Consider the following 13755-nt stretch of genomic DNA (forward strand, 5'->3'; position numbering starts at 1 on the left):
GACAGGCCGAAGCGCTGAGTGGCGGCGTGAGGCTCTTGGAGCCCCTTCCCGGATATGGGGAGTCGGTCGGCGCCGGTTCAGGGCGGCACATGCGGACTCAGGCACCGGCAAGCCCCCATTAATGTCAGTGCTACCGGTAGACTGGTAGGTAATCCCGCCCACTGCGGAACATGTCGAACGACGCAGCCGCTCCCGGATGCCCGGAGAGACGGCTTGTGCTGTGCCAGAAAGGGCGCTTCGTGGCCGATTCCGGCAACCCCAACGAGAACATTCCGTCCACTGCTGCCGGCGAGAACGGCGAGGCCACCTCGTCGTACGACGCCAGCGCGATCACCGTCCTCGAGGGTCTGGACGCGGTTCGCAAGCGGCCCGGCATGTACATCGGCTCGACCGGTGAGCGTGGACTCCACCACCTCGTACAAGAGGTCGTCGACAACTCCGTCGACGAGGCCCTGGCAGGGCACGCGGACACCATCGACGTGACCATCCTCGCGGACGGTGGCGTCAGGGTCGTGGACAACGGCCGCGGTATCCCCGTGGACATCCACCCTGTCGAGAAGAAGCCGGCCGTCGAGGTCGTGCTCACCGTCCTGCACGCGGGCGGCAAGTTCGGCGGCGGCGGCTACGCCGTCTCCGGTGGTCTGCACGGCGTGGGCGTGTCCGTCGTGAACGCGCTGTCCACCCGGGTGTCGGTCGAGATCAAGCGCGACGGCTACCGCTGGACCCAGGACTACAAGCTCGGTGTGCCCACCGCCCCGCTCGCCAAGCACGAGGCGGTCGAGGAGTCCGGCACGACCGTGACGTTCTGGGCGGACCCGGACATCTTCGAGACGACCGAGTACTCCTTCGAGACGCTCTCGCGGCGCTTCCAGGAGATGGCCTTCCTCAACAAGGGCCTGCGGATCACGCTGACCGACGAGCGCGAGTCGGCCAAGGCGACCATGAACGCCGACGACCCGGATGCCGCGGAGACCGCGGTGGAGGCGCCGGCCAGGACCGTCTCGTACCACTACGAGGGCGGCATCGTCGACTTCGTGAAGTACCTGAACTCGCGCAAGGGCGAGCTCATCCACCCCACGGTCATCTCGGTCGAGGCCGAGGACAAGGACCGCCTGCTCGCGGTCGAGATCGCGATGCAGTGGAACTCGCAGTACACGGAGGGCGTGTACTCGTTCGCGAACACCATCCACACCCACGAGGGCGGTACGCACGAAGAGGGCTTCCGCGCCGCCCTGACGGGTCTGGTCAACCGGTACGCGCGCGACAAGAAGCTGCTGCGCGAGAAGGACGACAACCTCACGGGTGAGGACATCCGCGAGGGTCTGACGGCGATCATCTCCGTCAAGCTCGGCGAGCCCCAGTTCGAGGGCCAGACCAAGACCAAGCTGGGCAACACCGAGGCCAAGACCTTCGTGCAGAAGGTCGTCCACGAGCACCTCAACGACTGGTTCGACCGCAACCCGAACGAGGCCGCGGACATCGTCCGCAAGGCGATCCAGGCCGCCACGGCCCGTGTCGCCGCCCGCAAGGCGCGTGACCTGACCCGCCGCAAGGGGCTGCTGGAGTCCGCCTCCCTGCCGGGCAAGCTGTCCGACTGCCAGTCGAACGACCCGGCCAAGTGCGAGATCTTCATCGTCGAGGGTGACTCGGCCGGTGGCTCCGCCAAGTCCGGCCGCAACCCGGAGTTCCAGGCGATCCTGCCCATCCGAGGCAAGATCCTGAACGTCGAGAAGGCACGGATCGACAAGATCCTCCAGAACACCGAGGTCCAGGCGCTGATCTCCGCCTTCGGCACCGGTGTGCACGAGGACTTCGACATCGAGAAGCTCCGCTATCACAAGATCATCCTGATGGCGGACGCCGACGTCGACGGCCAGCACATCAACACCCTGCTGCTGACCTTCCTCTTCCGCTTCATGCGGCCGCTGGTCGAGGCCGGGCACGTCTATCTGTCGCGCCCGCCGCTGTACAAGATCAAGTGGGGCCGGGACGACTTCGAGTACGCGTACTCGGACCGTGAGCGCGACGCGCTCGTCGAGCTCGGCAAGCAGAACGGCAAGCGCATCCGCGAGGACTCCATCCAGCGCTTCAAGGGTCTGGGCGAGATGAACGCCGAGGAGCTGCGCATCACCACCATGGACCAGGACCACCGGGTGCTCGGCCAGGTCACCCTGGACGACGCGGCCCAGGCCGACGACCTGTTCTCGGTGCTGATGGGCGAGGACGTGGAGGCGCGGCGCTCGTTCATCCAGCGCAATGCCAAGGACGTCCGCTTCCTCGACATCTGAGTCGGTCTCAGCTGACCGTACGAAAGGACTGAAGACCAGCAATGGCCGACGAGAACACCCCTGACATTCCCGACACCCCTGTCGCCCCCGTCGCCGTGACGCCCGAGGAGGAGCCCGCCGTCCCCGGTGTGGGCCTCCGGGTCGAGCCCGTCGGGCTCGAGACCGAGATGCAGCGCTCCTACCTCGACTACGCGATGTCCGTCATCGTGTCGCGTGCGCTGCCCGACGTACGGGACGGCCTCAAGCCCGTCCACCGCCGCGTCCTCTACGCGATGTACGACGGCGGGTACCGGCCCGAGAAGGGCTTCTACAAGTGCGCCCGCGTCGTCGGTGACGTCATGGGTACGTACCACCCGCACGGCGACTCCTCCATCTACGACGCCCTGGTCCGCCTGGCCCAGCACTGGTCGATGCGCATGCCGCTGGTGGACTCCAACGGCAACTTCGGTTCCCCGGGCAACGACCCGGCCGCCGCCATGCGGTACACCGAGTGCAAGATGATGCCGCTGGCCATGGAGATGCTCCGGGACATCGACGAGGAGACCGTCGACTTCACGGACAACTACGACGGCCGCAACCAGGAGCCGACGGTCCTGCCGGCGCGCTTCCCGAACCTCCTGGTCAACGGCTCGGCCGGTATCGCGGTCGGTATGGCGACCAACATCCCGCCGCACAACCTGCGCGAGGTCGCCGCCGGTGCCCAGTGGGCGCTGGAGCACCCCGAGGCCACCCACGAGGAGCTCCTGGACGCGCTGCTCGAGCGCATCAAGGGCCCCGACTTCCCGACCGGCGCCCTCGTCGTCGGCCGCAAGGGCATCGAGGAGGCGTACCGCACGGGCCGCGGCTCCATCACGATGCGCGCGGTCGTCGAGGTCGAGGAGATCCAGAACCGCCAGTGCCTGGTGGTCACGGAGCTTCCGTACCAGGTCAACCCGGACAACCTGGCCCAGAAGATCGCCGACCTCGTCAAGGACGGCAAGATCGGCGGCATCGCCGACGTCCGTGACGAGACGTCCTCCCGCACCGGGCAGCGGCTCGTCATCGTCCTCAAGCGGGACGCGGTCGCCAAGGTCGTCCTCAACAACCTGTACAAGCACACCGACCTCCAGACGAACTTCGGCGCGAACATGCTGGCGCTCGTCGACGGTGTGCCGCGCACGCTGTCGCTGGACGCGTTCATCCGCCACTGGGTGACGCACCAGATCGAGGTCATCGTCCGGCGCACGAAGTTCCGCCTGCGCAAGGCGGAGGAGCGGGCGCACATCCTGCGCGGTCTGCTCAAGGCACTGGACGCGATCGACGAGGTCATCGCGCTGATCCGGCGCAGCGACACGGTCGAGGTCGCGCGCGAGGGCCTGATGGGCCTGCTCGAGATCGACGAGATCCAGGCCAACGCCATCCTCGAGATGCAGCTGCGCCGGCTGGCCGCCCTGGAGCGCCAGAAGATCGTCGCCGAGCACGACGAGCTCCAGGCCAAGATCAACGAGTACAACGCGATCCTGGCGTCCGAGTCCCGCCAGCGTCAGATCGTCAGCGAGGAGCTCGCGGCGCTCGTCGAGAAGTTCGGCGACGACCGCCGCTCCAAGCTGGTGCCCTTCGACGGCGACATGTCCATGGAGGACCTGATCGCCGAGGAGGACATCGTCGTCACGATCACGCGTGGCGGCTATGTGAAGCGCACGAAGACCGACGACTACCGCTCGCAGAAGCGCGGCGGCAAGGGCGTGCGCGGTACGAAGCTGAAGGAAGACGACATCGTCGACCACTTCTTCGTCTCCACCACGCACCACTGGCTGCTGTTCTTCACCAACAAGGGCCGGGTCTACCGGGCCAAGGCGTACGAGCTGCCGGACGCCGGCCGGGACGCGCGTGGCCAGCACGTCGCCAACCTGCTGGCCTTCCAGCCGGACGAGCAGATCGCCGAGATCCTCGCGATCCGCGACTACGAGGCGGCGCCCTACCTGGTGCTCGCCACCAAGGCCGGCCTGGTCAAGAAGACGTCCCTGAAGGACTACGACTCGCCCCGCTCGGGCGGCGTCATCGCGATCAACCTCCGGGAGAAGGAGGACGGCAGCGACGACGAGCTGATCGGCGCGGAGCTGGTGTCGGCGGAGGACGATCTGCTGCTCATCAGCCGGAAGGCGCAGTCGATCAGGTTCACCGCGACGGACGAGGCACTGCGTCCGATGGGCCGTGCGACCTCGGGCGTGAAGGGCATGAGTTTCCGCGAGGGCGACGAGCTGCTCTCGATGAATGTGGTCCGGCCCGGTACGTTCGTGTTCACCGCGACGGACGGCGGGTACGCGAAGCGGACCGCCGTCGACGAGTACCGCGTCCAGGGTCGTGGCGGCCTCGGCATCAAGGCTGCCAAGATCGTGGAGGACCGTGGCTCGCTCGTCGGCGCGCTGGTGGTCGAGGAGACGGACGAGATCCTCGCCATCACGCTGTCCGGTGGTGTGATTCGTACGCGAGTCAACGAAGTCAGGGAGACGGGCCGTGACACCATGGGCGTCCAACTGATCAACCTGGGCAAGCGCGATGCCGTCGTCGGTATCGCCCGCAACGCCGAGGCCGGTCGCGAGGCCGAAGAGGTCGTAGACGCCGAGGCCGCCGCAGAGGGCGGGGCCGAGGCCGAGGCAGTCGAGGGCACGGAGCCCTCGGCCGGGGAGCACGAGGAGTAAAGCGTGAGTAAGGCCACGGGCGCCGGATCGGCCGCTTCCGGAACGAGCGGTGCCCGTGGCCCTGCCACGGACTCCCAGGGGGTTACGGTGACCACGTACGACGACGGCCCACTGCCGGCGGAGCGGCCCGGGTCCGGGCAGCAGACGGCGCAGCCGTACCACCCGCCGCAGGCGTACGCGGCACAGGGTGGCGGCGGCAGCACGGGCGGCAAGGGCGGCGCGGTGCGCCGGCCGCGTACGGGCGCGAAGACGACGCCCCGTACGCGCAAGGCACGGCTGCGGGTCGCCAAGGCGGACCCGTGGTCGGTGATGAAGGTCAGCTTCCTGCTCTCCATCGCGCTGGGCATCTGCACGGTGGTGGCGGCGGCGGTGCTGTGGATGGTCATGGACGCCATGGGCGTTTTCTCGACCGTCGGCGGCACGATCAGCGAGGCCACGGGCTCCAACGAGAGCAATGGCTTCGATCTCCAGTCGTTCCTGTCGCTGCCGCGCGTTCTGGTCTTCACCTCGGTGATCGCGGTCATCGACGTGGTCCTCGCCACGGCCCTCGCGACGCTGGGTGCCTTCATCTACAACCTGTCGGCCGGTTTCGTGGGCGGTGTCGAGCTCACCCTGGCCGAGGACGAATAGCGGATTTGGGAAGACGCCGCTCCGTGCGCTAATCTTCAGAGGTCAGCGCGGGGCGGCGAGTCCAGTGCGGCGGGGCTATAGCTCAGTTGGTTAGAGCGCATCCCTGATAAGGATGAGGCCACAGGTTCAAATCCTGTTAGCCCCACCAGTGCAAAGACCCCCAGTCGATATCGGCTGGGGGTCTTTGACATCTACGGCTGACATCAGCCGATAAGCGGATCTTCCAGAAGCTCGGCGAGCATGGCCACGGCTTCTCGCTCCCCATCGCCGACCACGTGGGTATAGACGTCCATGGTCATGCTGATCTGACTATGGCGGAGGATCGCCTGGGCGACCTTCGGATGCACCTTCAGGAACGCGAGAAGTGTGCCGCAGGTGTGCCGGGCGAGGCGGACCGTGATCCGGCGGACACCGGCCCGCTTCACGAGCGCGTTGAAGGTGCGGGAGAAGCCCACCGGGTCGGTCAGACCGCCACGCTCGGACGAGAAGATCACGTCATGGCCCGGCTCCTGAGTCCAGGCGTCACCCACGATCTTCCGCTCCAGCTCCTGAAGCTCCCGGCGCTCCTCCAGGGCGCGAGCGCAGAACTCCGGCAGGGGCAGCACAGCCTGCGAGGACTCCGTCTTGAGGTCCTTGAGGACCAGGCCCACGCCCTTCTCCCGCTGCACCTGCTTGACCGGCGTGAACTGACGGTTCTCGAAGTCGATGTCCTGCCAGCGGAGGCCGAGCACTTCGCTGCGGCGGAGCCCGAGCACGAGCACCAGGACGCCGGCCGCGTAGAAGCGGTGAGCCCGAGCAGAGCGCAGGAACGTGATTGCCTCGTGAGCGTTCCACGGTTTGGCCTTGTCCTTGCTGACCTTCGGCATGTCCACCAGCAGCGCCACGTTCCGCGTCAGCAGCTCCTCACGCATGGCCCGGTTGAGCGCGTTCCGAAGGACACGCAGCACCTCGAAGCGGGTAGCTGCCCCGACCTCCTCGCGCTTCAGCGTGGCCAGGAAGGTCCGTATCTGGGCGGGCGTGAGCTTCACCAATGGCTTCCTGCCGAGGTGAGGCACCAGATATAGCCGGACCTTGGACTCGTACTTGGCGTACGTGTTGTGCTCCCGCTCAGGCTTCACGATGTGCTCAAGCCAGTAGTCCAGCCAGGCCCCAACCGTCCAGCTGCGCGACGGGACGGGCACACCGTTGCGCTCCTGGTCCTGGAGCTTGCCGAGCTTCTCGGCGGCCTCGTCATAGGTGGCGCCGTAGACGAACTTCCGGACCCGGTGCCCGTCGGTGTTCGTGACATAGGCGGCGCCCTGGTACCGGCCGTCCCTGCGCTTGGTGATGGTGCCCCCACCATTGGGGCGACGCTTGGCCATCAGGCAGCCTCCTCAAGGCGAGATGCGAGGAACGCGCGCAGTCCATCGGCAGGTATTCGGCGGCTACGGCCGATCGTCAGCGAGGGAAGGCGGCGAGTGCGGATCAGGTCGTAGACAGCGGTGCGGCCGATCTTCAGCCGGGCCATGACTTCGGGGACGGTCAGCAGCTCGTCACTCATCCCAGCCACCGCCCTCCGTCGCTTCGAGGTCCGCGCGGATCTCCCGGGCGAGCTGGCGCCCGTCCTGGATGTCGCGGGAAATGGTCTGTGCGAGCCAGGACTCGCCGGGGGTGTGGCCGTGTCCGGCGTAGGTCCAGTGGGCGAGCACCAGCGTGGAGCTCTCCGCGTCGTCGAGGTCCTCGGGCAGTCCTCGGGCCTGGCGTTCCTGGCGGGCGCGGTAGTCGGCGCGGACCTGGCGGAGCGCGCCGAGGGTGGTGGAGTACGCGCGGGACTTGGTGGAGAAGTGACCGCGGAAGCCGAGCATGTGCGACCAGTGGGCCAGCAGCCGGTCCGGGTAGGCGTCGTTCAGATGCCAACAGGCTTCAATGAGGCGTCGGGTGTGGACCGGCAGGTCGATCCGGTCCAGCTCGGCCAGCTCGCCGATGCGACGGTCTACCGTGCCGGTGGTCTCGGCGGCCTTGGTGGCGTACTTGGCGACGTAGGCGGCTACGGCTTGCTCGGTCAGTTCGTCGTCGGCCAGGCCGCCGATGGGCTGTACGTCGACTTGAGCTCCCCACCGCAGTTCGCGTTCCGGGTGGATGCCGGCGGCCGGGACCAGGACGCTGACGCGGGCGGCGGCGGCGCGGATCGCGTCATCGAGGAGAGCGACCGTGGCCCAGCCCGGGGGCTCGGTGCCGGGACCGTCCGGACCATCCAGCCGTACGACCGCGTGGAAGTGCACGGCGCCGCGCTTTTGAAACTCTGCGACCTTGCCGAAGGCCACCTTGCAGGCGTCGGCCAGCGCGCGCTGGGAGATCCCGGCGCGGGCGGCTATCTCGCGGCGAAGGTAGATGGTGAAGCGCTGCCAGAGCTGCCCGGCGTGGTTGTTCCACAGGACCGCACCCGTGTAGTCGTAGCGCTCCGGATCGAGCGCGGTGCCGAGAGCGGGATCGTCCTCGCGGTGCTGAGCGCCGCAGCGGCATCGGCCGGAGGAGGGCCGGTTGTGGACGGGACCGAAGGAAGGGGCGGTCAGGGTGGCGAAGACGCGCGGGTGATCCCGCACCGTGGCCGGGACGTCCTTCTTCTCGTCGCCAGTGATCCCGGCGCGGATCAGGTGGTAGGTGTCCCCCGCGTACATCCAGGCGCACGACGGACAGCGCGAGGCGCGCCGGTTGCCGCACGCGACGCGGAGCCGCCCACCCGGCTCTGACTCGGTGGAGTAGGAGTACAGGGTCTCGGTGGTGGCCCGGTCCTTGGTGATGGTCCAGCCCTGGAGGTGTATCGGGTCGGAGCAGCCACCGGTACGCCGGATCTGCTCTTGCCACCGGTCGAAGCCGGGGGTGTTGGCCACCCGCAGCAGGTCGGCCAAGGTGGTGGGGTCGGTGCCCACGGCCGCCGCTACGTCAGCAACGGCGGCCGGGGGGACGGGGAAGGTCGTCACCGGGCGACCCCCACTCCCGCGCATGCCGTGCAGTCCGGGCCCGGCTTCGGCTCTCCGCATACCGCCTGGACCCAGGTGAAGCCCCAGCCACAGCAGGTGCCGCAGGCGTGGGCGTCACGGGAGCCAGTCTCACCGTCCGGCAACAGATCCACGATCACGGCGTTCATGCGGCCACCGCCCCGAGGAGAGCGGGCAGGGGCGTGCCGGTCTCCCAGTCGAACGGCACTGCGACCGGGCAGGGCTCAGCTCGAAGGGCCGCGCGGTGCATAAGGACACCGGCACCGTCCACCTTGACCCACCCGCCGCTCAGGGCAGAGCCGCACGCCTGGCACGCACGGGGCAGGACCTCCGCGTCCTCGGTACGAGACAGCGGCGCCGACAGCGGCGGCAGCTCAGCGGCTAAGGCAGAGACGTTGGTGAGCGAGCCGACGGGCGAAACGGGCATGATGGAAGCTCCCTTCGGGGACGAAGGAGGGCGGCGAAACTGCTTGGCGGTAGGAGCGCCGCCCTCCGGCTACCGAGGTGACCAACTTGGCTAGCCTTGTTGGCTGGAGCTTCAACGTACGCATCCTGGCTAGCCATGTCAACAACATGACTGACTTGGCTGTCCTGATCACGGTCCCGGCGCGTACCATCGGCCCATGACGTTCGTTCCGGACCCGCTCGACCCAGACGACGACCGCCCGCCGTACGAGCAGGTGGCGAGCAGCCTTGGGGCTGCTATTCGGACCAGGAAGCTCGGCCCCGGTGAGAAGCTGCCCTCCCACAAGGCCCTGACAGAGATGTACGGCTTTGCGCGGGCGACGATCCAACGTGCACTGCGGGACCTGGAGGACGAGGGCCTAGTGGTCTCCCGCAAGGGGAGCGGGGTCTACGTCCGCAACCGGACGGAACGGCCGGCGGGGCTGCGTCCCTACGTTGAGCAGGCGTTCTCAAGTAAGGACGTCACCATCGACTTCGCCGGGTTCTCAAGCGAGACACTGCACGGCGCACTCCAGGAGCCGCTGGACAAGATCCGGGTCGGCAGGCTGACCCCGTCGAGCATTACCGTTCGCATACTCGTCCCCGACATGTCGGTACCGCAGGCCGCGCCGGTGCGCCGCGAAGACTGCGGGGATGACGAGCGGCTGCGTCACCGCATGCGGGACATCATGATCGGCTATGCCCGCAGCATCCGTGACTCCATGGCAGAGCTGAGCCACTTGGGCTTGGTGCCGGACACTCGGGTCGACGTGCGTGTACACAGCGGGACGCAGTTCTTCAAGCTGTACGTGATCAACAAGGAAGACGCGTTCTTCGGCTACTACCCGATCAAGCCCAACAAGGTGGTCGCTCAGGGGGAGGCCATCGAGATCTACGACCTGGTCGGCAAGGACACCGTCCTCTTCCACCACTCCGTCAATGAAGGCGAGTCCTCCAGCGGGGCGCAGCAGGTCCAGCAGGCGCGCATGTGGTTCGACAGCGTCTGGGAGACCATCGGAAGGGAATTCGACCTCGATGGACACTGACAACCTGACCGAGACGCTGGCCAGCACAGTCGGAGTGCTGTTCGACTTCGACGGCCCGCTGTGTGACGTTTTCGCGGGACGTCCTGCGCCCCAGGTGGCAAGGGAACTGGCCCGGCTGGCCACGAGGACGGAACCGGCACTGAGCGCGAAGCTGGCCGAGACCGATGACCCGCTCGAAGTGCTGCGGCTGACGCACGCGGCGAACCCGGAGCTGGGGTTGGAGGTGGAGGAGGCGCTTACGGCGGCCGAGATCGAAGCGGTGGGCGTCGCGGGGGAGCCGACGCCGGGAGCGGTCGCAGCGCTGGAGGCCGCGCGGGCGGCTGGGCGGAAGATCGCAGTGGTGAGCAACAACTCGCCCGAGTCGGTCCGAGCCTTCCTAGGTCGGCACGGTCTCGCCGATCACGTGCTGGAGGTGATAGGCCGAGCCGAGCGACAGCCCGACCTGATGAAGCCGAACCCGCACTCCTTGCTCAAGGCCGCCGAGCTGCTCGAAGTGGACGTCACCTTGTGTGCGCTGATCGGCGACTCATTGACGGACATCCAGGCCGCCCACGCCGTTGGTGCGGCAGCGATCGGGTACGCCAACAAGTCGCACAAGCGCCTGGCATTCACCGAGGCCGGGGCCGAGGCCATCACCGAGGACATGCAGGCCATCGCTGACGCCATCCATACGCCGCAGCCGAACGACTGAGCTCCCGAGCCCGCTGGGCCTGTTACAGGTTTCTCTACCTCATCAAGGCGGCTCGCTTCGCTCGCCGCGCGCTCCCCGGCTCACCGCCGGGGCCCGCCGCTCCTGTCTCCGCCCCGCTCCGGGCCCCGGCTACGCCGGTCGCGCGGCTAAGCGAGCACGCCAGATGCGAGACGGTAGCCCGCTGTGGCTGGGGCCGGTCGGCTCCACGGCTTTAGGCAGCCACCATGGGGCGAGCCTCCAAGATCATGGCCCCAACGTCGTGCTTTACCGGGCAGGTCCACAGACTGCCCGACGCGCCGGAAGCTTACGGGGCCATGATCTCTCGCCCCATGGCAGCTCCCGCCCAAAGCCGCTCCACCGACCTTAGTGGGCCAGCGCGACTCGTCCGCAGACCGTTTCACGCGCCAAAACGCCACCCTCGCGCCAGGCTACGCAACGGAGAGCTACCTTGCGTTTGACTATTCGCCAGGGTTCGCCAGGGGGCGCCAGATGGTGTGCCAACGGCGATCAGCAGCATCCTTGCAAACGTAAGAGCCCGCCAGCTCCGCTGTGGCTGCACACCAAGCGCGGTACTGACGGGCTAGTCGACGCTCCAAAGGAACATCTCCATGAGTCTGACGTACCTACCGCGTGCGGTGTCAAGTATCGGACCGTCCCTCTGGGCCGTGCTAGTGATCATCGTGGTCGTCTACCGGGTGCCTGCTGAGTTGGTTATCTCCGTGCTCCCTGCCCTGGCGGCGCTGATCACGCTGTTGCTCGGTCACAACCCCTCGCATCTCATGGGCGGACGTAGTCGGCAGAGGCGAGGTGCCTGATGCGCAGGGCCTCGATCGACATCAACGTCTGACATCAACAGCGCTGGACCTCGCCGGATCACCCTGAACCTCAGGGAGGCGGCCCTCGCCGAGTAGGTGGGATCGGGCAGCGTTTCGGAGCTGCCGGAATCGACCTGATAAGGATGAGGCCACAGGTTCAAATCCTGTTAGCCCCACAGTGACGATCGGCCCGGACGGAGAAATCCCCGTCCGGGCCGATCGCTTTGTGCGGTGAGTGAGTTGGCTGGGGACGTAGGTCACCGATCGGTATCGGTCGTGTGTATAGTCGGGCGCCAGAAGGTCCCCTACGCCAAGGAAAGACGAGGTCGCGCGGTGAAGAAGCTCCTCCTGGTCGCACTGGCCGCCATCGGCGGGCTCCTCGTGTACCGCCAGATCCAGGCGGATCGCGCCGAGCAGGATCTGTGGACGGAGGCGACCGACTCCGTGCCCGCAGGTTCCGGTGTGTGAGTCGCACGCAAGCAGTCTGCGAATGGGCCCCGGCCGCTGAAGAGCGGCAGGGGCCCTTTGCCATGGGCGGGCTGATTCGCCTGTGGCCGCACGGCGATGGAGCCCCTTTGTGTTCACGTACGCGAATGATTCGCTTGCATGGGCAAAGTGTGGGTGGGGGTGCCGGGAGCCGGAGCGGATCCGGCCGGGCGCGCGGACAGTGACGGGACGGGCGGGGCAGGATGGACCGGCATTGCGGTCGCCGCGGCGGTGGGCGGCGCGGTCGTCCTGATCACGGGAGCCGCCGGTGGCCGGGGGAGAGGACGAGGGGAAGCGCGTGATGAGGCGGAGGGGCGGCAGGGCCGGACGGCCGGCGGCGGCCGTGTCGGCGGTGCTGGCGGCGTTGTGCGTGACGGCGGTGCCGTCGGGCCGGGCGTGGGCGGCTCCCGGGCGGATCGCGGACACGGCTCCGGCGCGGGCCGGTGCGGCCGGTGGGTACGTCTTCGCCGACGGCATCAAGCGGATCAGCGGGGCGGCGACCACCAGTGACGCGCCCCCGCTCGAGGCGGGCGGCACCTACAAGGACGCCGTCCGGGGCGGCGCCAAGCGGATCTACCGCCTGGACCTGGACGCGAGGACGAACGCGTACGTCTCCGCCGTCGCCGTGCCGGCACCGGGCAGCAAGGTCGGCACCTTCGACAGTCTGAAGGTGTCCCTCCAGGACCGTAACGGCTATGACTGCAGCTCCAACGAGGCGCGTTTCGGGTCGGCGGAGTTCCCCCGGCCGCTCGCCGCCTACGCGCACCGGACGATGAAGCGGGACAGCTCCTCCTGCCAGGAGGCCGGTGTCTACTACGTCGTCGTCGAGCGCAGCAGCAGGCCCACCTCCACGCCCGAACCGTGGGAACTGGAGATCCGGCACCAGCTCGAGCCCAGGCAGAAGGAGGAGGGCCCGACCGCGGCCCCCGAGAACTGGCCCAGCGCCTCGCCCCCGGCACCGGCCGGCGGACCGCGGGAGCGGGCCGGAGGGGCGAGTTTCTTCGACGCCACCGGCCTCACGGAAGGCGAGTGGACGGACCGGATCGAGCCCGGCCAGTCGCTGTTCTACCGCGTGCCGGTGGACTGGGGGCAGCAGGTCTACGCCAGCGCCGACCTCGGCAGCTCGTCCGGCGACGGATTCGTGGGCAGCGCCCTCGACATGACGCTGTACAACCCGATGCAGGGCGAGGTGTCCGGCTCCAACTCGGTCTCGTACGACGGCAAGCAGAAGTCGGCCGACCTGGAACCGATGACGCCGGTGAAGTACGAGAACCGTTTCGACTCGAGCTCCCGGTTCGTGAACACCCGCTTCGCGGGCTGGTACTACCTCCGCGTCAGTCTGAGCCCCAAGGTCGGCGAGGAGTTCGGGAAGAAGCCGTACGGTCTGACGCTGCGGGTCAGCGTGGAGGGCAAGCCCCAGGCGGGACCGGCCTACGACGGGCCGCCGGGGATCTTCGACGTCACGGAGTCGGACCAGGACGCGGCGGCCAGCGGCCAGAGCGGTCCGGAGGCGGCGAAGAGCGGCACGATGAAGCTGGTTGCCGCAGCCGGTATCGGCACCGGCACCGTGCTCGTCCTGGGGCTGGGCCTGTGGACGCTGCTGGCCCGGCGGCGCGCGGTGCGGTCGGCGGCGGCGCCGGGCCCCGGGCCGTCGCAGTACGGGCCGCCCACCGCCTGGTGAGTGGGGCGTCGGGCG

Annotated in this window: 11 protein-coding genes and 1 tRNA gene; 8 read left to right on the forward strand and 4 right to left on the reverse strand. The window is 68.1% G+C overall.

Annotation, left to right across the window (positions count from 1 at the left end):
* Positions 1 to 215 precede the first annotated feature (215 nt).
* The 4 genes from gyrB (at position 216) to ACZ6C1_RS14205 (ending at position 5747) form a co-directional block, all read left to right on the forward strand.
* Entirely contained in the window at positions 216 to 2288 is a 2073-nt protein-coding gene (gyrB, locus tag ACZ6C1_RS14190) for a DNA topoisomerase (ATP-hydrolyzing) subunit B (protein WP_469241219.1), read from the forward strand.
* 41 nt (positions 2289 to 2329) lie between these two features.
* Positions 2330 to 4969, forward strand: a complete 2640-nt coding sequence (gene gyrA, locus ACZ6C1_RS14195; RefSeq protein ID WP_469240752.1) for a DNA gyrase subunit A — start codon at positions 2330 to 2332, stop codon at positions 4967 to 4969.
* Between the two features lie 3 nt (positions 4970 to 4972).
* Positions 4973 to 5599, forward strand: a complete 627-nt coding sequence (locus tag ACZ6C1_RS14200; RefSeq protein ID WP_469240754.1) for a DUF3566 domain-containing protein — start codon at positions 4973 to 4975, stop codon at positions 5597 to 5599.
* A gap of 71 nt (positions 5600 to 5670) precedes the next feature.
* Positions 5671 to 5747, forward strand: a tRNA-Ile gene (locus ACZ6C1_RS14205).
* Positions 5748 to 5802: 55 nt separating this feature from the next.
* On the opposite strand, the gene ACZ6C1_RS14210 is transcribed toward ACZ6C1_RS14205, so the two are convergent.
* From ACZ6C1_RS14210 to ACZ6C1_RS14225, 4 genes are all read right to left on the reverse strand, one after another.
* Positions 5803 to 6960: a tyrosine-type recombinase/integrase gene (locus ACZ6C1_RS14210; protein WP_469240756.1), complete on the reverse strand. Its 1158-nt coding sequence runs from the start codon at positions 6958 to 6960 to the stop codon at positions 5803 to 5805.
* Positions 6960 to 7139: a helix-turn-helix domain-containing protein gene (locus ACZ6C1_RS14215; protein ID WP_469240757.1), complete on the reverse strand. Its 180-nt coding sequence runs from the start codon at positions 7137 to 7139 to the stop codon at positions 6960 to 6962. The genes ACZ6C1_RS14210 and ACZ6C1_RS14215 overlap by 1 nt, the downstream gene beginning before the upstream one ends.
* Positions 7132 to 8559, reverse strand: coding sequence for a replication initiator protein RepSA (gene repSA, locus ACZ6C1_RS14220; RefSeq protein ID WP_469240759.1), 1428 nt, complete (start codon positions 8557 to 8559; stop codon positions 7132 to 7134). Before repSA ends, ACZ6C1_RS14215 begins: the two co-directional genes overlap by 8 nt.
* A gap of 163 nt (positions 8560 to 8722) precedes the next feature.
* Positions 8723 to 9004, reverse strand: coding sequence for a hypothetical protein (locus ACZ6C1_RS14225; RefSeq protein ID WP_469240761.1), 282 nt, complete (start codon positions 9002 to 9004; stop codon positions 8723 to 8725).
* Positions 9005 to 9200: 196 nt separating this feature from the next.
* Here ACZ6C1_RS14225 and ACZ6C1_RS14230 point away from each other — a divergent pair, with 196 nt between their 5' ends.
* The 4 genes from ACZ6C1_RS14230 (at position 9201) to ACZ6C1_RS14245 (ending at position 13740) form a co-directional block, all read left to right on the forward strand.
* A complete protein-coding gene (locus tag ACZ6C1_RS14230; protein WP_469240763.1) occupies positions 9201 to 10067 on the forward strand; it encodes a GntR family transcriptional regulator in 867 nt (288 codons plus the stop codon).
* Positions 10057 to 10758: an HAD family hydrolase gene (locus ACZ6C1_RS14235; RefSeq protein WP_469240765.1), complete on the forward strand. Its 702-nt coding sequence runs from the start codon at positions 10057 to 10059 to the stop codon at positions 10756 to 10758. The genes ACZ6C1_RS14230 and ACZ6C1_RS14235 overlap by 11 nt, the downstream gene beginning before the upstream one ends.
* A gap of 1148 nt (positions 10759 to 11906) precedes the next feature.
* Positions 11907 to 12041 carry a DLW-39 family protein gene (locus ACZ6C1_RS14240; RefSeq protein WP_003958712.1) on the forward strand — a complete coding sequence of 45 codons (135 nt, stop codon included), beginning with the start codon at positions 11907 to 11909 and terminating at the stop codon, positions 12039 to 12041.
* 319 nt (positions 12042 to 12360) lie between these two features.
* The gene (locus ACZ6C1_RS14245; protein ID WP_469241221.1) at positions 12361 to 13740 is read left to right on the forward strand and encodes a hypothetical protein; all 1380 of its coding nucleotides are present in this window, start codon (positions 12361 to 12363) and stop codon (positions 13738 to 13740) included.
* The last annotated feature ends 15 nt before the right edge of the window (positions 13741 to 13755 follow it).

Source organism: Streptomyces sp. NPDC041796 (genome assembly GCF_055590785.1).